A 21,214-nucleotide genomic window follows, 5' to 3' on the forward strand; every position below is an offset into this window, starting at 1 on the left:
CATGGCAATGCAAACCGAACACCAGACAATGGGCTAACACACCATGGCAACGATCCACCAATTCCTCTTCGGCGTCTACCCGTACATCGCTGCCGCCATCTTCCTGTTCGGCAGCCTGGCGCGCTTCGAGCGCGAGCAATACACCTGGAAGACCGACAGCTCGCAGGTGCTGTACCGCGGCAACCTGCGCACCGGCAACATCCTGTTCCACGTCGGCATCCTGGGCCTGTTCTTCGGGCACCTGGTGGGCCTGCTGACGCCGGTGGCGGTGTGGGATGCGCTGGGCGTCTCGCACGGCTTCAAGCAGGCCGTGGCGATGGCCGCCGGCGGCGTGATGGGCACCATGTGCCTGGCCGGGCTGCTGATCCTGCTGCACCGCCGCCTGACCAACGCCCGCGTGTCGGCGGTCACCCGCACCGGCGACAAGGTGCTGCTGCTGTGGCTGCTGGTGACGCTGCTGCTGGGCCTGTCCACCATTTTCGAATCCGCCAGCCACATGGACGGCCACATGATGGTGCAGCTGATGACCTGGGCGCAGCACATCGTCACGCTGCGCGGCGACGCCGCCAGCTATGTCGCGGATGCGCCGCTGCTGTTCAAGGCGCACCTGTTCATGGGCATCACGCTGTTCGCGATCTTCCCGTTCACGCGGCTGGTGCATGTGTGGAGCGGCTTTGCCTCGGTCGGCTACCTCGGCCGCGCCTGGCAACTGGTGCGTAGCCGCTGAGCGCCGCAACCCGACAAGGAGAACAGCATGCCTGTCACCGTCAACGGCGTGGAACTGCGCGACGCCGATATCGAACGCGAGCTGGACCACCATCACGATGCGGCCAACCCGGCGCGGCTGGCCACCATCTCGGCCATCCTGCGCCAGCTGGTGCGCGCCGAAGCCGACCGCATCGGCCTGGCGGCCGAAGGCCTGGATGACGACGCGCTGGCGCAGGCGCTGCTGGCACATGAAGCCGGCACGCCCGAGCCCGACGAAGCCAGCTGCCGCCGCCACTACGACAGCCGCCCGGAGCGCTTCCGCGAGGGCGTTTGGGTCGAGGCCGACCATATCCTGTTCCAGGTCACGCCGCGCGTGCCGCTGGACGCGCTGCGCGAGATCGCCGCGCAGACGCTGGCGCTGGTGCGGGGCGATCCTTCCACCTTCCCCGAGCACGCCCGCGCGCTGTCCAATTGCCCGAGCGGCGCCAACGGCGGTCGGCTTGGCCGCGTGTTCCGCGGCGAGACCGCGCCGGAATTCGAGCGCGCGCTGTTCGCCGCGCAGCAGGACGGCGTGCTGCCGCAGTTGCTTGAAACCCGTTATGGCCTGCATATCGTGCGCATCCTGGAACGCTGCCCCGGCACGCGCCTGCCCTTCGATGCGGTGCGCGGCGACATTGCCCGCGCCCTGGCCAGCGCCGCGCGCGACCGTGCCTGGAAGCAGTACGCCAGCCTGCTGATCGGCCGCGCGCGCATCGAAGGCATCGAGCTGGAAGGCGCCGACAGCCCGCTGGTGCAGTAGCCCCTGGATGCCGACATGCATCACATCGAACAACTGCTCAAAGGTTTCGAACGCTTCCAGCAACGCTATTTCGACGACGAGCCCGGGCTGTTCGACACGCTGCGCACCGGCCAGCGCCCGCCCACGCTGCTGATCGGCTGCAGCGATTCACGCGTCGATCCTGGTCTGCTGCTGGGCTGTGATCCGGGCGAACTCTTTACCGTGCGCAACATCGGCAACCTGGTGCCACCGTGCACCGGCCGCCATGAAGGCAGCCTGCACGGCGTTTCCGCAGCGATCCAGTTTGCCGTGCAGCAGCTGCGCGTGGCCCGCATCATCGTGATGGGCCATGGCGGCTGCGGCGGCATCCGCGCCTTGCTGGCGCAGCCGGCCGACGCCGGCGACCAGCCGCCCGACGAAAGCGAAGACCCCGACTACATCGGCGCCTGGGTGCGCATCGCGGCACCGGCGCGCAGGCAGGTAGAGGAAAGCCTGGCCGCGGCCAGCGCCGCCGAGCGCCAGCGCGCCTGCGAGCAGGCGGCGATCCTGGTGTCGCTGCGCAACCTGCAGACCTTCCCGTTCGTGCGGCGCGCGCTGGAGGCCGGCAGGCTGACGCTGCACGGCTGGTATTTCGACCTGCAGGCCGGCGCGCTGCTGGCCTATTCGCAGCGTGCCGACAGCTTCCTGCCGCTGGTGTGCCCGCTGCCCGCCCAAACTGAACTCCGCGAATCCTGCGAACCCTGACACCATGCATCCCTTTATCCTAGGCATCACCGGCACCTCCGGCAGCGGCAAGACCACGCTGATCACGGCGCTGCTGCCGTGGTTCCGCGCACAGGGCCTGACCGTCAACGTGATCAAGCACAGCCATCATCCGCTGGAACTGGAGCCGCCGGGCAAGGACAGTGCGCGCTTTCGCGCCGCTGGCGCGGCCGAGGTGATGGTGGCATCGCCCTATCGCTTTGCCATCGTGCGCGAACTGGCCGACGAGGCCGAGCCGACGCTGGCCGAGCAGGTGGCGCGCCTGCGGCCGGCCGATATCACGCTGGTGGAAGGCTTCCGGCGCGAGGCGATTCCGCGCATCGAGGTCTACCGGCCGGCGCACGGGCGCGCGCCCTACTATCCGGGCGATCCTTCGATCATCGCGCTGGCCACCGATGCGCGCATGGACACGGTGCTGCCCTGCATGGCGCTGGACGACATCGCGCAGGTCGGCGGCTTTATCCTCGCCATGAAGGATGCGGCCGCGGCGATGCCCGCGGCTGGCGCGCTCAGCCGCCTGCGCGGCGATGCAGCGGCCAGATGACCTTGGCCCCTTCGCCGTCGATGCGGTAGGCGTGGCAGGTGTCCAGTATCCAGGGCCTGGGTAACGGCGCGTCTCCCGCCAGCTTGGCATGCCACGGCGATTGGTCGCGCTGCACCGACATCACCGTCTGCATCGCAGTGGTCGCCAGCGGCGACAGCAGTTCCGTCAGGTGCGTGCAGCCTTTCGCGCCACCCAGGCGCGCCCGGGCCTCCTGGCGGAAGCCGCTGCCAATGCGCACCCCGCGCAACTGGCGATAGGCGGCATTGATCTCCGTGCAGAACGGTGTCGGCCCGGTCTCGGTACGGGCCTCGAAGTCCTGGATCACCAGGTCCGCGTCGATCGTCATGCACAGGCGCATATGGTGGATAGAACCACCGGCTGGCACGCGGGCAAAGGGCATTTCCGTGGCATCGGCGGAAATGTCGCGCATTTCGGCCTCGATATCGTAAAGGCCATCGTCGCGCAGATAGCCGCGGCATTCGATCTGGCGGGTGTGACGCAGCGTGCGTCCGGGTTGGGGCGTGGGGGCTGTTTCCATGCGCATTTCCATCGGGCTTCTGGTATTGACAGCCATGATGGACGCTAGTGGCGCCGGAATCGCCCCCCAATATCGGGTGGCGCGGCCCCCATACCGCGCATGATCGCCGCCAAATGGCTACCAGCAGCTGTCCGCGCTGCCCGCGCCGGAGGCACGGTGGCCGGCAAAGTGCTCCAGCAGGAAGTCCACCAGCGCCCGCACCTTGTCCGGACGATGGTTGCGCGCCGGGAACACCAAATGGATATCCGCGGGCGCGAACTGCCATTGGGGCAGCACCCGGCGCAGGGCGCCGCTGCGCAGGTGCTCCGCAACATCCCACTCGGAGCGCACGATCAGGCCCTGGCCATCCAGCGCCCAGGCCAGCGCCGATTCCCCGTCATTGGTGCTCATGGTGCCGCGGACCTTGACGGTCTCCTGCTGCGCGCCATGGCGCAGGTGCCAGGTGCCGAAAGTCTCGTCGGCTTCGCGGATGAAGATGCAGTTGTGCCGCGCCAGCTCGCGCGGGCTTGACGGCTCGCCCCGCGCTTCCAGGTAGGACGGCGCGGCACAGAGCAGGCGGCGGTTGTTGGCCAGCAGGCGCGCCGTCAGCCGCACGTCCGGCATCTCGCCAAAGTGGATCATGGCGTCCAGGCCCTGCTCGACCAGGTTCAGGGGCCGGTCGGTCAGGTAGAGCTGGACCTCGATATTCGGAAAACGGCGCGAGAACCCCGACAGCGCCGGCGCGATATGCCGCCGTCCGAAGCCGAGCGTTGCGCCGATCTTCAGCAAGCCGTGCGGGGTGCTGCCGGTGCCTGTGATCGAGCGCTCCAGCGCCTCCATCTCCGCAAGAATCCGCGCCCCTTCCACCAGATAGCTTTCCCCTTCCGGCGTCAGGCTGATGCGGCGCGTAGTCCGGTGCAGCAACCGGACGCGCAGCCGTGCCTCCAGCCCCGCCAGCCGCTTGCTGACCGCGGGCGGCGTCACGCCAAGCTCCTGCGCGGCGCCGGCCAGGCTGCCGTGCTTGTTGATGCACGCAAAAAACGCGACGTCGGAGAGGTTGTCCATTAATGAATTAAAGGAAACAAAGAAGTAACTGAGTTTGAATTATGTTCTTCTGGGTGAATGATACGATGGTTTCCATAACGAGTCATACCCACAGGAGACGCCCATGAAAGTTGCCCACCTCACTGCCTTGCTGCTGTGTGCCGCGTCGATCGGCACGGCCGCGGCCCAGTCCTATCCCCAGCGCCCGGTGCGCCTGATCGTCCCGTACGCCCCGGGCGGCAGCGCCGACATCGCCGCCCGCCTGGTCTCGGATGCCTGGTCGAAGAGCCTGGGCGGCACCATCGTGGTCGAGAACCGTGCCGGCGCCGGCGGCAATATCGGCGTCGATGCCGTGGCCAAGGCCGCCGCCGACGGCTACACCATCGGCCTGCAGACCGTGTCCCTGGCCATCAACCCGGGCCTGTTCCCGCGCATGCCGTATGACACGCTGAAAGACCTGGCCCCCATCGGCATGGTCGCCAGTTCGCAGCATGTGCTGGTGGTCAACAACAACGTGCCCGCCAAGAACCTGCAGGAACTGATCGCGGCGGCCAAGGCCACGCCGGGCAAGCTGACCTACGGGTCCGCGGGCAACGGCAGCACCTTCCATATGTCGGCCGAGCTGTTCAAGTCGGTGGCCAACGTCTCCATCGTCCACGTGCCGTACCGGGGCGGCGGCCCGGCCCTGGTCGACACCATTGCGGGCCAGGTCGACATGAGCTTCCCGGTGATCTCGGCCGCGCAGCAGCATGTGCAGGGCGGCAAGCTCAAGGCGCTCGCCGTCACCGGCACCAAGCGCTCGCCGCAGTTGCCGAATGTGCCGACCGCGGCCGAGGCGGGCCTGCCCGGCTATGCCTTCGAGACCTGGTTCATGGTGTTTGCCCCGGCCGGCACGCCCAGGCCCGTGATCGACAAGCTGAACGCGGCGCTGAACACCGCGCTGGCCGCGCAGGCAACCCGTGACCGCATGCTCAAGGAAGGCTTCGAGCCCACCCCGACCACGCCCGAGGCCGCGCGCCAGCGCCTGGAAAAGGAGATGCCCGTGTGGGCCAACCTGATCAAGCAGCGCGGCATCACCGCGGAATAACGACAGACAAGGCAGTTGCCATGACCTCCAAGACGCTATACCAGAAGCTGGTCGACTCCCATACGGTGGCCAGGATCGACGACGACAACGTGCTGTTGTACTGCGACCTGCACCTGATGAACGAGTACACCAGCCCGCAGGCCTTCGCCGGGCTGCATGAACAGGATCGCGGCGTGCTGGTGCCCGGACAGAACGTCTCGGTGGTCAGCCATATCATCCCGACGCACCCCACCGCGATCCGCGTGATCGCGGACCCGGCCTCGGCGCTGCAGGCCACCAACCTGCGTGCCAACTGCGAGCGGCATGCGATCCCGCTGTTCGACACCAACGACACGCTGCAGGGCATCGAGCACGTGATCGCGCCCGAGCACGGCATGATCCGGCCGGGCATGGTGGTGATCTGCGGCGACAGCCATACCACCACCTACGGCGCGCTCGGCGCGCTGGGCTTCGGCATCGGCACGTCCGAGGTCGAGCATGTGCTGGCCACCCAGACGCTGGTCTACCGGATGGCCAGGACCATGCGCATCCGCGTGGACGGCAAGCTTCCCGCCGGCACGACCGCCAAGGACCTGATCCTCAGGATCATCGGCGCAATCGGCGCGCAAGGTGCGCGCGGCTATGTCGTGGAGTACTGCGGATCGGCGATCCGCGACCTGAGCGTCGAGGCCCGCTTCACACTGTGCAACATGACCGTGGAAGCCGCGGCGCGCGGCGCGCTGATCGCGCCGGATGCGGTCGCCACCGACTATGTGCTGCGCCGCGCCGTGGATATCGAAGGTCCGCAGCGCGACGCCGCGCTCAGCTACTGGGCAACGCTCCAAAGCGATGCGGACGCCGTGTTCGACATGGACTTCGTGTTCGACGCAAGCGAGATCGAGCCCTATGTCACCTGGGGCACCAGCCCGGACCAGGTGCTGCCGGTTTCCGGGCAGATCCCGTTCCCGGAAGACCAGATCGACGAGGCCGAGCAGCGCTCGGTCGAGCGCGCGCTGGCGTACACGCACCTGCAACCGGGCGCCGCGCTGGCAGGCACGCCGATCCAGCACGTCTTCATCGGCTCCTGCACCAACGGCCGCATCGAGGACTTGCGCGCGGTGGCCAGCGTGGTGCGCGGCCGCAAGGTCGCTGCAGGGGTCCGGGCCATGGTGGTGCCCGGGTCGGGCGCGGTCAAGGCCCAGGCCGAGCGCGAGGGCCTGGCCGAGATCCTCACCGCCGCCGGCTTTGAATGGCGGCAACCGGGCTGCTCGATGTGCCTGGCCATGAACGACGACGTGCTCGCCGACGGCGTGCGCTGTGCTTCCACCACCAACCGCAATTTCGAGGGCCGGCAGGGACGCGGTGCCATCACCCACCTGATGAGCCCGGCCATGGCCGCCGCGGCAGCGGTCACCGGCGTCATCACCGACGTCCGCAAGCTGGAGATCACCCATGCCTGAAAACACCTGCATCGCCGGCAAAGGCGCCGCCATCCGCTTCGAGAACCTCGATACCGACCAGATCATCCCCAAGCAGTTCCTGCGCGGGATCGACAAGTCCGGGCTGGCCGAGGGCATTCTCTACGACCACCGCTTCGATGCCAGCGGCGCACCGCGCCCTGGCTTCGTGCTGAACCGGCCCGAGTACGCCGGCACCAGCATCCTGGTGAGCGGCGCCAATTTCGGCTGCGGCTCCAGCCGCGAGCACGCCGTCTGGGGTCTGCAGCAATTCGGCATCCGCGCCGTGATTGCACCGAGCTTCGGCGAGATCTTCTATTCGAACGCGATGAACAACCGGCTGCTGCTGGTGATGCTGCCGCGCGAGGTGATCGAGCAATTGATGAACGATGTCGATGCGAACGCGGGCAACACCATCAGCATCGATGTCGAGGCGATGCGCGTGCACACTCCGTCCGGCGACTACGCCTTCGACCTGTCGGCACGGCACCGCCGCATGTTTATCGAAGGGCTGGACATGATCGGCCTGTCGCTGCGGCAGCGCGGCGAGATCGAGCAGTTCATCCAGCAGTACCGGACCGCGTTCCCGTGGACAACGAACGTGGCCAGGCGCACGCGCGACCGCTTGGACGCGACCTGAAGCATGCCTTGCATGCGCGCCGCCTCCACGGAGCGCTTGCACCATAGCAAACGACAAGGATCAACCACCCCACACTTCGTTCCCGCACCACTCCGCCGTTTGATGCCAGTCAATTCCATGTCGTCAGTGTGTCCGCATGATTTCCACATGACGACAGGTGCCCGCCACGCAGGCATGGGCACCACGAAACCGCTTTCCTCACCGCTGATCCACGGCACCCATGAAAGCAAAAAACTGGCTGTACCCGGCAATCGCGGCATTGCCGCTCTCACTCTGGCTCGGGCTGCCACATGCAGCCACCAAGGCAGAACCGAAGGCGGAACAGAAAGCCGCCATCCCCACCCTCACTGCCGCTGAGTTCGACCACGCCCGGCAGATCTACTTCGAACGCTGCGCCGGCTGCCACGGCGTACTGCGCAAGGGCGCGACCGGCAAGGCGCTGACGCCGGACATCACCCGCGCGCGCGGCACCGAGTACCTGAAGATCTTCATCAAGTACGGCAGCCCCGCCGGCATGCCGAACTGGGGCACCTCGGGCGATCTCTCCGACCCGGAAGTCGACCTGATGGCGCGCTATATCCAGCTCGACCCGCCGACCCCGCCCGAGTACTCGCTGGCCGATATCGAGAAGAGCCGCAAGGACATCCTGCCGGTGGCCCAGCGTCCGACCAGGAAGATGAACCAGTACAACCTGGACAACCTCTTCTCGGTCACGCTGCGCGATGCCGGCGAGGTGGCGCTGATCGACGGCGACAGCAAGCAGATCATCAATATCGTCAAGACCGGCTACGCGGTGCATATCTCGCGCATGTCGGCGTCCGGGCGCTACCTGTACGTGATCGGCCGCGACGCGCGGCTGGACCTGATCGACCTGTGGCTGCCCAAGCCCGATATCGTCGCGGAAGTGAAGGTCGGCATGGAGGCGCGCTCGGTCGAGACCTCCAAGTACAAGGGCTATGAAGATAAGTACGCCGTGGCCGGCTCCTACTGGCCGCCGCAGTACGTGATCATGGAAGGGGACACGCTCAAGCCGCTCAAGGTGGTCTCCACGCGCGGCATGACCGTGGACAACGAATACCACCCCGAGCCGCGCGTGGCGGCCATCGTCGCCAGCCATTTCCATCCGGAGTTCGTGATCAACGCCAAGGAGACCGGCAAGATCCTGATGGTCAACTACTCGGACCTGTCCAACCTGAAGACCACCACCATCGATTCGGCCAAGTTCCTGCATGACGGCGGCTTCGACGCCACCGGCCGCTACTTCCTGGTGGCCGCCAATGCGTCCGACAAGATCGCCGTGGTCGACACCAAGGAGAACAAGCTGACCGCCCTGATCAACGTGGGCAAGACCCCGCATCCGGGGCGCGGCGCCAACTTCACGCATCCGAAGTTCGGCCCGGTCTGGACCACCAGCCACCTTGGCGACGAGACCATCAGCCTGATCGGCACCGACCCGGCCGGACACCCGGCGCAGGCGTGGAAGGTGGTGCAGACCATCAAGGGCCAGGGCGGCGGCTCGCTCTTCATCAAGACCCACCCGAAGTCGTCCAACCTGTGGGTCGACACGCCGCTGAACCCTGACGCCAAGCTCAACCGGTCGGTGGCGGTGTTCGACACGCGCAACCTGGAAGCCGGCTACAAGGTGCTGCCGATCGCCGACTGGGCCGACCTGAAGGGCGCGGGCGCCAGGCGCGTGGTGCAGGCCGAGTACAACAAGGCCGGCGACGAGGTCTGGTTCTCGGTCTGGGGCACCAAGGACGGCGAGTCCGCGCTGGTGGTGGTCGACGACAAGACCCGCACGCTCAAGACCGTGATCAAGGACAAGCGCCTGGTCACCCCGACCGGCAAGTTCAACGCCTACAACACGCAGCACGACGTGTACTGAGCCGGCGCCACCATGCGTAATCACATCGCCTGGCGGCGCGCTGCACTGGCGGGGCTGGCAGCGGCCTTGCTGGGCGCAGCGCCCGGCGCGGCGGCCCAGCCCACCCCTGCCCGGCAGGCGCAGTTTGCGCACTTGCTGCGCGATGACTGCGGCGCCTGCCATGGCATGACGCTGCGCGGCGGGCTGGGCCCGCCGCTGACGCGCGAGGCACTGTCCGGCAAGCCGCCCGAGGGCCTGGTCGCTACCGTGGTGTACGGCCGGCCCGGCACCGCGATGCCGCCCTGGCAACCCTTCATGACGCAGGATGAAGCCCAATGGCTGATCGATCGACTGCAGGCCGGCAAGCCGCCGGCCACCTCGCCGCAAGGCAACTGATCCGTGGCCTGGCCGCGGCCTTGTGCGCCACCCTTGCCGCCGCGCTGGTGGCCGGTTGTGCCAGCGCCGTGCGCGGCACCGGCGACCTGGGCGTGGTGGTGGAGCGCGCCGCCGGGCGGCTGCAGATTGTCGAGACCACCGGCATGACCCGGCTGGCAACGGTGGAAGGACTGGGCGATTTGTCCCACGCCAGCGTGGTGTTCTCGCGCGATGCGCGCTACGCCTATGTCTTCGGCCGCGACGGCGGCCTGACGCGCGTGGACCTGCTCGGCGCCCGCATCACCCACCGCGTGCTGCAGGCGGGTAACAGCATCGGCGGCGCGATCTCGCAGGATGGCCGCGTGGTGGCCGCGCAGAACTACGCGCCCGGCGGCATCCGCCTGTTCGATGCCCAGACGCTTGAGCCGCTATCCGAGCTGCCGGCGATCGGCAACGACGGCCGCCGCTCCAAGGTCGTGGGGCTGGCTGACCTGCCCGGCCGCCGCTTTGCCGCCAGCCTGTTCGAATCCGGCGAGATCTGGATCATCGACGCCAGCGATCCGCGCCAGCCGCAGCTGACACGCCTGCCCGCGGGCCGCGAGCCGTACGACGGACTGGTCACGCCCGATGGCCGCTGGTACCTGGCCGGCCTGTTCGGCGAAGACGGCCTGGCGCTGGTCGACCTGTGGCAGGCGCCGCTGCAGGCGCGCCGCGTGCTCTCCGGCTACGGCCGCGGCAGCGCGCCGCTGCCGGTCTACAAGATGCCGCACCTGCGCGGCTGGGCCATGGCCCAGGGCATGGCCTGGCTGCCGGCGATCGGCCGTCATGAGGTGCTGGTGGCCGACCCCGCCAACGGCTGGCAGCAGGCCGCGCGCGTGCCGCTGGCCGGCCAGCCGGTCTTTGTGATGGCACGGCCCGATGGGCGCCAGGTCTGGGTCAACTTCGCCTTCCCCCACAACGACACGGTGCAGGTGATCGACACCGCCACGCGCCAGGTGGTGCGCACGCTGCATCCCTGCCGCGGCGTGCTGCATATGGAATTCACGCCCAAGGGCGAGTCCCTGTGGCTGTCCTGCCGCGACGACAACCGGGTCGAGGTCTACGACACGGCCAGCCTGGCGCGCATCGCCACGCTGCCCGCCGACAACCCCAGCGGCATCTTCTTCACCGTGCGCGCGCAACGGTTCGGCATGTAAGGGCACCATGTACGATGAACTGAACCTCTACGACACCCTGCAGCGCGACTTCCCGCTGCAGCCGCGGCCCTACCAGGCGCTGGCCGGCAAGCTCGGCCTGTGCGAGCACACGCTGCTGAGCCTGCTGGCGCGCGACCTGGGCAGCGGGCGCGTCAGCCGCGTCGGCGCCGTGTTCGCGCCCAACGTGATCGGCGTCAGCACGCTGGCGGCGCTGTCCGTGCCGCCGGCCCAGCTGGACCGCGTGGCGGCACGCGTCAGCGCCTGCGCGGCGGTCAGCCACAACTATGCGCGCAGCGGCCACCCGTACAACCTGTGGTTCGTCGCGGGCGCGCGCGAGCGCCACATGCTCGACGTCACGCTGGCGTCGATCGGGGACATGACCGGCCTGGCGCCGCTGGACCTGCCCATGGCCCGCGAGTATCACATCGACCTCGGCTTCCCGCTGGCGCGCCCGGGCAGCGCACGCGCCCGCCGCGCAGCCAGCGCGGCCGCTCCCGCCGCGCCTGTCGCCCTGGACGATGACGACTGGCGCCTGGTGGCCGCACTGGAAGCCGGGCTGCCGCTGACGCCGCGCCCGTTCCACGCGCTGGCGGCGCAGGCGCGGATGCCGATGCCGCAGGTCCTGGAGCGGCTGGCGCGCTGGTCCGCGCAGGGCGTGATCCGGCGCCTGGGCGTGGTGCTGCAGCATGGGCGCTTCGGCTTCCGCCACAACGCCATGTGCGTGTGGGACGTGCCCGACGCGCACGTGGACGCCATCGGCATGCGGCTGGCCCGGCAGGCGCGCGTGACCCTGTGCTACCGCCGCGTGCGCCGGCTGCCCGACTGGCCCTACAACCTGTTTGCGATGGTCCATGCGCGCAATGCAGAGGACTTGCAGCCCGCGCTGGCGCGCATCCACGCCACCGCCGGGCTGGAACATGCGCCCGGGACCGTGCTGGTCGGCACGCGCTGCTACAAGCAGCGCGGCACGCGCTATGCCATGCAGGTGTCGGCATGACCCGTGCAATCGCCGCACTCGACCCGCACGACCGCCGCATCATCAACGCGCTGCAGCGCGGCCTGCCCCTGGTGCCGCATCCGTATGCCGAAGCCGCGTCGGCCCTTGGCATCACCGAGGCCGAACTGCTGGAGCGGCTGCGCGCGCTGCTTGCAGCAGGCGTGCTGACGCGCTTCGGCCCGCTGTACCAGATCGAGCGCGCGGGCGGAAGCTTCGTGCTGTGCGCCTGCCACGCGCCTGCCACGCGCATGGAAGCCGTGATCGCCGCCATCAACGCGCACCCCGAGGTCGCCCACCACTACGCGCGCACGCATCACCTGAACCTGTGGTTCGTGCTGGCGGTAGCGCGGCCGGAGGAGGTCGCGCCGGTGCTCGCGCGCATTGCCGCGGCGGCCGGCGTCGAGATCCTGCCGTTCCCGAAGGAACGCGAGTTCTTCGTCAACCTCTACCTGCCCGCCTGATGTCCGAGCCTGTCGATCCCGTCGATCTGGCGCTGATCCGTGCCACGCAAGCCGGCCTGCCGCTGGTGCCGGCGCCCTACGCGGAAGTGGCCGACAAACTCGGCCTGACCGAGCAGGAAGTGATTGCGCGGCTCGCCGCGATGCAGGCGCACGGCGTGCTGCGCCGTATCGGCGCCGTGCCCGACCACTACCGGCTGGGCTGGCGCGCCAACGGCATGACCGTGTGGGACGTGGACGATGCGTGCATTGACACGCTGGGCGAGCGCATCGGCGCGCTGCCCTTCGTCAGCCATTGCTATCGCCGTCCGCGCCACTTGCCGCATTGGCCCTACAACCTGTTCGCGATGGTCCATGCGCGCACGCGCGAAGATGCCGCGCCGCAGGTTGCCGTGATCGCGGCACTGCTTGGCGACGCCTGCCGCGCGCACGACGTGCTGTGGTCCACCCGCATCCTCAAGAAAACCGGGCTGCGCCTGCCGCCGCCCGGCCCAGACCAATAGGAAACCCCGCCCATGTTCCGCCTGTCCCGCTTCATGGAAGCCCTGCGCGATGCCGGCCCGGTGCCGCCGCCGCGCAAGCCCGCCGGCCCGGTGGTGATCTGGAACCTGATCCGCCGCTGCAACCTCAACTGCCGGCATTGCTATGCCACCTCCGCCGACACGGACTTCAAGGGCGAGCTGGATACCGCCGAGGCGCTGCGCGTGCTCGAGCAGTTGCGCGATGCGCGCGTGCCCGCGCTGATCCTGTCCGGGGGCGAGCCGCTGCTGCGGCCTGACCTCTACGAGATTGCCGCCCGGGCGCGCGCGCTCGGCTTCCACCTGTCGCTGTCGTCCAACGGCACGCTGCTTGATGCAGGGCATGCCGCCCGGCTCGCGGCAGCGGGCTTCGACTACGTCGGCGTCAGCCTGGACGGCTTGCCCGCCACGCACGACCGATTCCGCCGCAGCGACGGCGCCTTTGCGCAGGCGCTGGCGGGCCTGCGCGTCGCGCGTGCGGCCGGCCTGCGCGTGGGCGTGCGCATGACGCTGACCGAAGCCAACGCGGCGCAACTGCCCGCCCTGGTGGCGCTGACCGAGCGCGAGGGCATCGACAAGTTCTACCTGTCGCACTTCAACTATGCTGGCCGTGCGCGCAGCCATCGCGCCGAAGACGCGCACCATGCGCGCACCCGCGCCGCGCTCGACTGGCTGTTCGACCACGTCTGGCAGCGCACGCAGCAGGGCCATGCGGGCGACTTCGTCACCGGCAACAACGATGCGGATGGCGTGTACCTGCTGTACTGGATCGCCAGGCGCTTTGCGCATCGCCTGGCCGATATGCGCCAGCGGCTGGAACACTGGGGCGGCAACGCCACGGGCGTCGGCGTGGCCAATATCGACAACCTGGGCAATGTCCATCCCGACACGATGTGGTGGCACGTGACCGTGGGCAATGTGCGCGAGCGGCCGTTCGGCGAGATCTGGGCCAGCCGCGCCGATCCGCTGATGGCAGGCCTGGCCAGCACGCCGCGTCCGCTGCAGGGGCGTTGCGCCGGCTGCGCATATCGCGCCATCTGCAACGGCAATACCCGTGTGCGCGCCTTTGCGCTGACGGGCAACGCCTGGGCGGAAGACCCGGGTTGCTACCTGAGCGATGACGAGATCGCGCACGCGCCGGGCACGGAGGTCGCGGCATGAAGGCCGTGCTCCGATGGCTGCTCGCCCTGGCTTTTTCCTGCGCCGCGCAAGCCGCAACGGCCGCCGACCCCGCGGCGGTCTACAGCCAGCACTGCGCCGCCTGCCATGGCACCGACCGCCTCGGCGCCATGGGCCCCGCGCTGCTGCCGGAAAGCCTGGAACGCCTGCGCGCCAGCGAACTTGACCAGGTGCTGCGCGATGGCCGCGCCGCCACGCAGATGCCGGCATTCGCCGGCACGCTGGCCGAACCCGACTTGCAGGCGCTGGCGCGCTGGCTGCGCACGGCACCCGCAGCCACGCCGCAATGGCACGCGGAGGCCATCCGCGCCAGCCATATCGTCCACCACGCCCCCGGCAGCCTGCCGGCACGGCCCGGGTTCAGCGCCGATCCGCAGAACCTGTTCGTGGTGGTGGAGGCCGGCAGCCATCATATGACCGTGCTGGACGGGGACCGGCTGGCGCCGGTCCATCGCTTTGCCACCCGCTTTGCGCTGCACGGCGGCCCCAAGTTCAGCCGCGACGGCCGCTATGTCTACATGGCCAGCCGCGATGGCTGGGTCAGCAAGTACGACCTGTGGAACCTGGCCTATGTGGCGGAGATCCGGGTCGGCGTGAACACGCGCAACGTCGCCGTCAGCGACGACGGCCGCTGGGTACTGGCCGGCAATACGCTGCCGCGCACGCTGGTGCTGCTCCATGCCCAAGACCTGTCGCTGGCGCGGGTCATCGACGTGAGGGGGCGGGATGGCGAGGCCTCGCGCGTCTCCGCCGTCTACGACGCCGCGCCGCGCCGCAGCTTTATTGCCGCGCTGAAGGATATCGCCGAGGTCTGGGAGATTCCCTATGCCGATGCGGCCGGCGCGCCACTGCCCGCGCTGGCACCGCGCGTGGTGGTGCTGGATGATGTGCTCGACGACTTCTTCTTCGACCAGTCCTATCGCCATATCCTGGGCGCTTCGCGCAAAGGTGGCGGACAGGTGATCGACCTGCAGCAGGGCCGCAAGGTCGCGGCGCTTGCGCTTGGCGGCATGCCGCACCTGGGCAGCGGCATCACCTGGCTGCGCGATGGACGTGAAGTGATGGCCTCGCCCGACCTCGGGCAAGGGCGCATCACGGTGATCAACATGCAGGACTGGCACACGGTCGCCACCATACCAACCAACGGTCCGGGCTTCTTCCTGCGCAGCCATGAAAACACCCCCTACGCCTGGGCCGACGCCATGATGAGCCCGAAGCGCGACACGCTGCAGGTGATCGACAAGCAAAGCCTGCGGGTGGTCGGCAGCGTCACGCCGAGCCCGGGGCGCACCGCCGCCCACGTCGAATTCACGCGCGACGGGCGCTACGCGCTGGTCAGCCTGATGGAGCGCGACGGCGCCATCGTGGTCTACGACGCGGCCACCTTGCAGGAGGTCAAACGCCTGCCGATGGACAAGCCCATCGGCAAGTACAACGTCTTCAACAAGACCACGCGCTCGGCCGGCACCAGCCACTGAGCCGGCGTGGTGATGCCCCATTGCAGGAGCCCGAATTGACATCCTCCCCTCCCTAAAGGGAGGAGATTCCCTCTGCAGGCGATCGATGTCCCGATCGGGCGAGGATATTTAGCGCAGCGTTCACATCGCGATCATGTACAGCACCGCATTCACTGCATACCCACTGCCTTATTCCAAGGTCTGCGATACCTTTCGGCCTCTCCGGCGGCATCGCGTCGCACGAAGAACAGACCTGGGTGGTGAAACGTTCGTCGACTTCCTCGTACCACGCGCCATGCGCAATCGCCTTGTACGCGAGCATTGTGCGGAAGGACGACCAGCCCGCATCGAGGACGGACTTCGCCATGCTGGTCCTGGCGAGGCCAGCGGCATTCACATTCCCCACCGCAATGTAGTCAAAGTCCCGCACGAGGCGATGCGAGAGCTTGTGCAGAAAGTCGCGCCGTGCATTCTTGATGCACACGTGGAGGTTCGTCGCCTGTCGTTTTTTTTGCGCGCGCTGCGCTTTGGCAAGGGCTTGCTCGAGTCGACCAAGGTGGCGCGGATTCCCGATCTTCTCGCCGGTGGAGAGTGTGGCAAGGTCCTTCAAACCAAGATCGACGCCAACGCCGCGTGCCGGGGACCGGGCCTGGATGTCGGCAACTTCAATCACGATGTTCAGGAACCAGTTGCCTCGCGCGTCGCGGGAGAAACTCGTGCCGTCCTTGATCTTGCCTTCGGGAAGGGGCCTGGAGTTGAAAACGCGAAACGTGTTGCCGGCAAAGCGGAATGCCTCACCCGAACGTTCGAGATCTCGCCCCTTGAGGGGTACCCAACCGAGGGACCTGCGGCCGCGATAGCGCAGGTACGGCCTGCGATGCTGGCTGCGCGACTTGGCGTACTCCTCGCAAACCGCGTTGACGGTGCCGGAATGGATACGGAGTTCCTTGCTGCTGCCGGTGGTCAACACGTTCAGATCGAAACCCGTAGGCCATTTCTTGCCCCACTTGAGTGCGTGCTTCTGCGTGTCATTGCAGAAGTTCCAGACGTAGTTCACCGCGCGGCTCTGCTGATTGAGCAGGCCGTTAAGCGACTTTACCCGGTAGCGATAGACGAGAAGCATGCCGGTCATTCTAATTTGGGATTGCTTGCTGCCGGCAGCACTCCTTTCACTCCCCGCCCTGAAGGGCGATGTTTTTCGGAGCAAGCTGATGAACCCACCCCTGAAACCCGGCAAGGTCTGGCTGGTCGGCGTCGGCCCCGGCAGCCCGGATCTGGTCACGGTACGCGCCATGCGCGCGCTGGCCGCGGCCGAGGTCTGGCTGGTCGATGACCTGGTCGCGCCGGAGATGTCCTGCTATGCCAGTCCCGGCACCCATGTGGAGTGGGTCGGCAAGCGCGGCGGGCGCTGCTCGGTCAGCCAGGAACGCATCCAGCAACTGACGCTGCAGCATGCGCTGGCCGGCCGCACCGTGGCGCGCGTCAAGGGCGGCGATCCGCTGCTGTTCGGGCGCGGCGGCGAAGAAGCCGCCTTCCTGCGCGGCCACGGCGTGGCCGTCGAGGTCGTCAATGGCATCAGCAGCGGCATGGCCGCCGCGCAGGCACTGGGGATTGCGCTGACACACCGCGCGCACTGCCACGGCGTGACCTTCGTGACCGGCCATACCAGCGCGCACGGCTCGCCCGACTGGCAGGCGCTGGTGCGTGGCGGCACCACGCTGGTGATCTATATGGGGATGAGCCGGATCGCGGCGATCCGCGACGGCTTGCTGGCGGCGGGGATGCGCAGCAACATGCCGGCGGCGGTGGTGATGCATGCCGGCAGCGAGCAGGCACGCAGCTGGACCGGCTCGCTCGGCATGCTCGCCGAAGCGCTCGCAGCGGGGCTGGCGAGCCCGGCCGTGGTGCTGGTGGGTGGGGTGGTCGCAGACACGCTGCAGGCGGTGCAGGCGGTGGTGCCGGACGCCGGCTCGCTGGCCGCCTAGCGTCGGCCGCCTGCAAGTTCTACCGGGTTTCAGCGAGCCGACTGTGTGCTCCCTCTCCCGCTTGCGGGAGAGGGTTGGGGAGAGGGCCGGTGCGTCAACGAAGTGAGGTGTGCCAGTATGCCAGTGCCTGCCCTCTCCCCCTGCCCCTCTCCTGCAAGCGGGAGAGGGGAGCAAACCGGCAGCATGCAAAGTCTGTCAGCAATCGCGCGCCGATGCCGCACTCGCCTCGCTTGCTGGGAGACCGCTCAATACGGCAACCCCACATAGTTCTCCGCCAACACCCGTGACGCCGCCTCGGACCCCACCAGATAATCCAGCTCCGCCTGCTGCATCCGCAACGAGAACGCATCCGCATCCGGGAACCGGTGCAACAGCGAAGTCATCCACCACGAGAAGCGCTCGGCCTTCCACACTCGCTGCAGGCAACGCGCGGAATAGCCATCGAGGCCGCTGGCATCGGCATGGCGGTAACGGGCTTCAAAGCCCTCGGACAACGCCAGCACATCACTGGCCGCCAGGTTCAAACCCTTGGCCCCGGTAGGCGGCACGATATGCGCCGCGTCGCCCGCCAGGAACAGCCGGCCAAAACGCATCGGCTCGCACACAAAGCTGCGCAGCGGCGCAATGCTCTTCTCGATGCTGGGCCCGGTCACCAGCGCGCTTGCCGTCTGCGGGTCGAGCCGGCTGCTCAGCTCCTGCCAGAAGCGCTCATCGGACCAGTCTTCCACGCGCTCGCTCGACGCCACCTGCACGTAGTAGCGGCTGCGGTGGCGCGAACGCATGCTGCACAGCGCGAAGCCACGCTCATGGCTGGCGTAGACCAGCTCATCGGCAACGGGCGGTGTCTCCGACAACAGTCCCAGCCAGCCAAACGGATAGACACGCTCGAACACCTGCCGCGCCGCCACCGGCACGCTCTGGCGGCAGATGCCGTGAAAGCCGTCGCAGCCGGCGATGTAGTCGCAGGCAACCTCGTGCATGGCGCCATCCTTGCGATAGCGCACCGACGGCGTGCTGCCGTCGAAGCCCTGCACGCTGACTTCCTGTGCTTCATAGATGGTGGGGGTGCCGTCGGCGCGGCGTGCATCCATCAGGTCGCGCGTGACCTCGGTCTGCCCGTACACCGTGACGCTGCGCCCGATCAGCGCATGCAGGTCGATATGGTGGCGCTGCCCGCCGTACGACAGGGCGATGCCGTGGTGGACCAGGCCTTCCGCATGCAGCCGCCTGGCCACGCCCGCACGTTCCAGCGCGTCGACGGTGACGCTCTCCAGGATGCCCGCGCGGATGCGGCCAAGCACGTATTCGGGACCGCGTTGTTCGATGATGATGTTGTCGATGCCGGCGCGTGTCAGCAACTGGCCGAGCAGCAGGCCGGCCGGGCCGGCGCCGATGATGGCAACCTGGGTGCGCATGTCTTGTCTCCTTGTGGGTATCCGTCTTCTGCCGCTAAAGATAGTCGGCGGCGGCCCGCCAAGGAATGGACAGATCGAACCAATGACAGGACAATCGGAACATCGCTGGTAAACACCTAAGCTACCGTGAGACCTGTCCCGACGTACTCGCTGTATGGCATCAATCCCTCGGAACTGCTGTCAAACCAGCTGCATTTCGAATCCATTGCCGCGCGCAGCCGCCTGCACGGGTGGGAGATCAAGCCCCACCGGCATGAGCGCTTCCTGCAAATTCTGTACATCCATGCGGGCGCTGGCGAAGCCCTGCTGGAGGAGCGGCGCGAACCGCTGCGCAGCGGCTCGCTGGTGACGATGCCGCCACGGCATATCCACGGCTTTGTTTTCACGCCGGACACCGACGGCATGGTCGTGACCATGACCGACAGCCACCTGCGCACGCTGCTGGCCGGTGTGCCGGATGCGCTACCGCTGTTCGCCCATCCGCGCCACGACCGCGTGCGCCGGGGCCACGCGCTGGCCGATACGCTGGCACTGGTTCGCGGCGAGATGGAAACCGTGTCCGCCTGGCGCGGGGCGTCGCTGTCGGCATTGCTGACGCTGCTGCTGATCGGCATCGCGCGGCTGGCCAATGCCGCTGCGCCGGCCGCGGCGCGCAGCGACAGCCGGCCTGCGCGGCATTTCCGGCTGTTCCAGCAGTTGCTAGAATCCGACTATCGTGAGCACAAGGACATCACGCACTATGCCGGCGCCATCGGCGTCACGCCCACGCAGCTCAACCGCGTGTGCCGCCAGGCTTGCGGGCAGTCTGCCCTGCAGATGATCCACGCGCGCGTGCTGGCCGAGGCGCAGCGCGACTTGCTGTTCAGCGACCTGGAGGTCAAGTACATCGCCCTGTCGCTCGGGTTCTCCGATGCCGCCTACTTCTCGCGCTTCTTCGCGCGGCTGGTAGGACAGTCGCCGACTGAGTTCCGGCAATCGGGGCGCGCGCGGCTGCCGGCATTTGCCATGCCGCCGCCCGCGGATGCAGCGGGCTGACTGGTGGGACCGGTCAGTTGGCCGCCTGGTCCATCCCGGCGAACACCTCCTCGGCCAGGTGAAATGCCGAGTTCGCCGCCGGCACGCCGCAATAGATCGCGGCCTGCAGCAGCACCTCCTTGATCTCGTCGCGCGTCACGCCGTTGTTGGCGGCGGCGCGCAGATGGAGCTTTAGCTCCTCCGCGCGGTTCAGCGCCACCATCATCGCGATCGTCAGCAGGCTGCGCGTATGCCGCGGCAGGCCTTCGCGCGTCCAGATCTCACCCCAGGCATAGCGCGTGATGAGATGCTGGAATTCCTCGTTGAGCGGTGTCAGCCGCGCGAGCGAACGGTCGACGTGCGCGCTGCCCAGCACCTCGCGCCGCACGGCAAGGCCGGCGTCGTAGCGCGCATGATCATCGGTCACCGGCAGCCGGCCGCGCACGAAATCGAGCAGCGCTGCCGTGAAGCGGCCGGGCTGCTCGAAGCTGGAAATATGCGCGGCGGGCAGTTCGACAAAGCAGGCGCCGGGAATCGCGTCGGCCAGCGCGCGGCCTTCCTGCGCAGGGGTCGACGGGTCCTGGCTGCCGGCGATGACCAGCACCGGCACCTGGATCGACGCGACCGACTCGCGGAAATCGGCGTCGCGCACGGCCGCGCAATTGGCCGCATAGCCGCGCGGATCGAGCCCGCCGAGCACATCGCGCAGGCCGTCCAGCGCGCGCTCCGCCGTGGCGGCAAACCCCGGCGTAAACCAGCGTTCGACCGAAGGCGCGACCATCACGGCCATGCCTTCGCGCCGTACGGTGTCGATGCGGGTATTCCATCCGTCGGCATTGCCGATCTTCGCGGCGGTATTGGCCAGCACGATATGCGAGAACCGCTGCGGCGCATGGATGCCCAGCCACATCCCCGTGAGCCCGCCCATCGACAGGCCACAGAACACCGCCTGCCCGATCCCCAGCGCATCCAGGATGGCGATGACGTCTTGCCCGAGCTGCGCCACGGTAAAGGCATCGCCCGGCGCGGTCGAGCGGCCGTGGCCGCGGGTGTCGTAGCGCACCACGCGAAAGCGCCCGGCCAGCGCGGCAGCCTGCGGCTCCCACATGGTGTGGTCGGTGCCGAGCGAGTTCGAGAAGAGGATGGCGGGCGCGGAAGCGGGGCCGTCAACGGTGTAGAAGAGCCGGGCGCCGGCGTGGTCGAGGTAGGGCAATGCAGTCTCCTTGGGTGCGCGGCCGGC

22 protein-coding genes are annotated in these 21,214 nt (G+C 68.1%); 17 read left to right on the top strand and 5 right to left on the bottom strand.

Annotated features, from left to right (window positions below; all coding sequences use genetic code 11):
* Positions 1-43 precede the first annotated feature (43 nt).
* The 4 genes from narI to mobB are packed head-to-tail and all read left to right on the top strand — an operon-like array spanning position 44 to position 2,792.
* Positions 44-727: a respiratory nitrate reductase subunit gamma gene (narI, locus tag ACW4E8_RS01475; RefSeq protein WP_456802888.1), complete on the top strand. Its 684-nt coding sequence runs from the start codon at positions 44-46 to the stop codon at positions 725-727.
* Positions 728-754: 27 nt separating this feature from the next.
* Positions 755-1,507, top strand: a complete 753-nt coding sequence (locus tag ACW4E8_RS01480; protein WP_456802889.1) for a peptidylprolyl isomerase — start codon at positions 755-757, stop codon at positions 1,505-1,507.
* A gap of 15 nt (positions 1,508-1,522) precedes the next feature.
* Complete coding sequence (locus ACW4E8_RS01485; protein ID WP_456802890.1) at positions 1,523-2,230, top strand: carbonic anhydrase; 708 nt, start codon at positions 1,523-1,525, stop codon at positions 2,228-2,230.
* A gap of 4 nt (positions 2,231-2,234) precedes the next feature.
* Positions 2,235-2,792, top strand: a complete 558-nt coding sequence (gene mobB / locus ACW4E8_RS01490; protein ID WP_456802891.1) for a molybdopterin-guanine dinucleotide biosynthesis protein B — start codon at positions 2,235-2,237, stop codon at positions 2,790-2,792.
* On the opposite strand, the gene ACW4E8_RS01495 is transcribed toward mobB, so the two are convergent.
* Positions 2,758-3,330 (bottom strand): DUF2889 domain-containing protein, encoded by a 573-nt coding sequence (locus ACW4E8_RS01495; RefSeq protein WP_456802892.1) that lies wholly within the window; start codon positions 3,328-3,330, stop codon positions 2,758-2,760. The genes mobB and ACW4E8_RS01495 overlap by 35 nt on opposite strands.
* 117 nt (positions 3,331-3,447) lie before the next feature.
* Positions 3,448-4,374, bottom strand: coding sequence for a LysR family transcriptional regulator (locus ACW4E8_RS01500; RefSeq protein WP_456802893.1), 927 nt, complete (start codon positions 4,372-4,374; stop codon positions 3,448-3,450).
* A 103-nt stretch (positions 4,375-4,477) separates the two neighbouring features.
* On the opposite strand from ACW4E8_RS01500, the gene ACW4E8_RS01505 reads away from it, so the two are divergent.
* The 11 genes from ACW4E8_RS01505 to ACW4E8_RS01555 all read left to right on the top strand — a co-directional run bounded on the left by ACW4E8_RS01505 (position 4,478) and on the right by ACW4E8_RS01555 (position 15,581).
* Entirely contained in the window at positions 4,478-5,440 is a 963-nt protein-coding gene (locus tag ACW4E8_RS01505) for a tripartite tricarboxylate transporter substrate binding protein (protein WP_456802894.1), read from the top strand.
* 20 nt (positions 5,441-5,460) lie between these two features.
* Complete coding sequence (gene leuC, locus ACW4E8_RS01510) at positions 5,461-6,879, top strand: 3-isopropylmalate dehydratase large subunit (RefSeq protein ID WP_456802895.1); 1,419 nt, start codon at positions 5,461-5,463, stop codon at positions 6,877-6,879.
* Positions 6,872-7,516 (top strand): 3-isopropylmalate dehydratase small subunit, encoded by a 645-nt coding sequence (gene leuD, locus ACW4E8_RS01515; RefSeq protein ID WP_456802896.1) that lies wholly within the window; start codon positions 6,872-6,874, stop codon positions 7,514-7,516. Before leuC ends, leuD begins: the two co-directional genes overlap by 8 nt.
* A 220-nt stretch (positions 7,517-7,736) precedes the next feature.
* Complete coding sequence (locus ACW4E8_RS01520) at positions 7,737-9,401, top strand: cytochrome D1 domain-containing protein (protein WP_456802897.1); 1,665 nt, start codon at positions 7,737-7,739, stop codon at positions 9,399-9,401.
* 12 nt (positions 9,402-9,413) lie between these two features.
* Complete coding sequence (locus tag ACW4E8_RS01525) at positions 9,414-9,776, top strand: c-type cytochrome (protein WP_456802898.1); 363 nt, start codon at positions 9,414-9,416, stop codon at positions 9,774-9,776.
* Positions 9,716-10,951, top strand: coding sequence for a cytochrome D1 domain-containing protein (locus tag ACW4E8_RS01530; protein ID WP_456802899.1), 1,236 nt, complete (start codon positions 9,716-9,718; stop codon positions 10,949-10,951). The genes ACW4E8_RS01525 and ACW4E8_RS01530 overlap by 61 nt, the downstream gene beginning before the upstream one ends.
* Positions 10,952-10,958: 7 nt before the next feature.
* The gene (gene ahbB, locus ACW4E8_RS01535) at positions 10,959-11,948 is read left to right on the top strand and encodes a siroheme decarboxylase subunit beta (RefSeq protein ID WP_456802900.1); all 990 of its coding nucleotides are present in this window, start codon (positions 10,959-10,961) and stop codon (positions 11,946-11,948) included.
* Positions 11,945-12,409, top strand: a complete 465-nt coding sequence (locus ACW4E8_RS01540; protein WP_456802901.1) for an Lrp/AsnC family transcriptional regulator — start codon at positions 11,945-11,947, stop codon at positions 12,407-12,409. The genes ahbB (ACW4E8_RS01535) and ACW4E8_RS01540 overlap by 4 nt, the downstream gene beginning before the upstream one ends.
* The gene (gene ahbB, locus ACW4E8_RS01545; protein WP_456802902.1) at positions 12,409-12,909 is read left to right on the top strand and encodes a siroheme decarboxylase subunit beta; all 501 of its coding nucleotides are present in this window, start codon (positions 12,409-12,411) and stop codon (positions 12,907-12,909) included. Before ACW4E8_RS01540 ends, ahbB (ACW4E8_RS01545) begins: the two co-directional genes overlap by 1 nt.
* Positions 12,910-12,921: 12 nt before the next feature.
* Positions 12,922-14,085 carry a heme d1 biosynthesis radical SAM protein NirJ gene (gene nirJ, locus ACW4E8_RS01550; protein WP_456802903.1) on the top strand — a complete coding sequence of 388 codons (1,164 nt, stop codon included), beginning with the start codon at positions 12,922-12,924 and terminating at the stop codon, positions 14,083-14,085.
* Positions 14,082-15,581 (top strand): cytochrome D1 domain-containing protein, encoded by a 1,500-nt coding sequence (locus ACW4E8_RS01555; protein ID WP_456802904.1) that lies wholly within the window; start codon positions 14,082-14,084, stop codon positions 15,579-15,581. Before nirJ ends, ACW4E8_RS01555 begins: the two co-directional genes overlap by 4 nt.
* A 52-nt stretch (positions 15,582-15,633) precedes the next feature.
* On the opposite strand, the gene ACW4E8_RS01560 is transcribed toward ACW4E8_RS01555, so the two are convergent.
* Complete coding sequence (locus ACW4E8_RS01560; protein ID WP_456803022.1) at positions 15,634-16,683, bottom strand: RNA-guided endonuclease InsQ/TnpB family protein; 1,050 nt, start codon at positions 16,681-16,683, stop codon at positions 15,634-15,636.
* A gap of 88 nt (positions 16,684-16,771) precedes the next feature.
* On the opposite strand from ACW4E8_RS01560, the gene cobA reads away from it, so the two are divergent.
* Positions 16,772-17,545, top strand: coding sequence for a uroporphyrinogen-III C-methyltransferase (gene cobA / locus ACW4E8_RS01565; RefSeq protein ID WP_456802905.1), 774 nt, complete (start codon positions 16,772-16,774; stop codon positions 17,543-17,545).
* 245 nt (positions 17,546-17,790) lie between these two features.
* Here the strand turns inward: cobA and pobA are convergent, their stop codons facing one another.
* A complete protein-coding gene (gene pobA, locus ACW4E8_RS01570) occupies positions 17,791-18,960 on the bottom strand; it encodes a 4-hydroxybenzoate 3-monooxygenase (protein WP_456802906.1) in 1,170 nt (389 codons plus the stop codon).
* A gap of 126 nt (positions 18,961-19,086) precedes the next feature.
* On the opposite strand from pobA, the gene ACW4E8_RS01575 reads away from it, so the two are divergent.
* A complete protein-coding gene (locus ACW4E8_RS01575) occupies positions 19,087-19,995 on the top strand; it encodes a helix-turn-helix domain-containing protein (RefSeq protein ID WP_456802907.1) in 909 nt (302 codons plus the stop codon).
* A 13-nt stretch (positions 19,996-20,008) separates the two neighbouring features.
* Here the strand turns inward: ACW4E8_RS01575 and pcaDC are convergent, their stop codons facing one another.
* On the bottom strand, positions 20,009-21,187 hold the full coding sequence (pcaDC, locus tag ACW4E8_RS01580; protein WP_456802908.1) for a bifunctional 3-oxoadipate enol-lactonase/4-carboxymuconolactone decarboxylase PcaDC: 1,179 nt from the start codon (positions 21,185-21,187) through the stop codon (positions 20,009-20,011).
* Between the last annotated feature and the right edge of the window lie 27 nt (positions 21,188-21,214).

The organism is Cupriavidus sp. CP313 (assembly GCF_054072015.1).